The sequence below is a fragment of the Candidatus Pseudoscillospira sp. SGI.172 genome, from assembly GCF_050313575.1.
Taxonomy (GTDB): domain Bacteria; phylum Bacillota; class Clostridia; order Oscillospirales; family Oscillospiraceae; genus Vermiculatibacterium.
The window spans coordinates 1-295 of record NZ_JBNPLQ010000094.1 but is presented as its reverse complement, the minus strand read 5'-3'; the positions used below and the strand labels follow the sequence as shown (position 1 = coordinate 295).

The following is a 295-nucleotide window of genomic DNA, read 5'->3' as shown; positions in this document are numbered from 1 at the left end:
CTAGGGCTTGTTTGAAAAAAGGCGGAGATTGTGCTAAAGCAACAAAATAGCGATGGAGGCAAGATACACAAAGGCCAGGAAGGAAGCATCCGACTTGTCATATCGGGTGGCGATTCTGCGAAACCACTTGATTTTCTGGAAAAAACACTCCACCAGATGGCGTTCTTTATACAGATGCCAGTCAACCGGCCAGGGATCGGAAACGTTGCTTTGCGGCGGGATCACATAGCTGGCCCCGTGCGCTGAGATATATTCCCGAATCGTCCGGGCACCATAGGCCCGGTCTGCCAGCACG

At 52.2% G+C, this 295-nt stretch carries 1 pseudogene; it reads right to left on the bottom strand.

Annotation, left to right across the window (positions count from 1 at the left end):
• Positions 1-33: 33 nt before the first annotated feature.
• Positions 34-295 (bottom strand): annotated as a pseudogene (locus ACQRD3_RS13595) (IS5 family transposase); the annotation flags it as partial.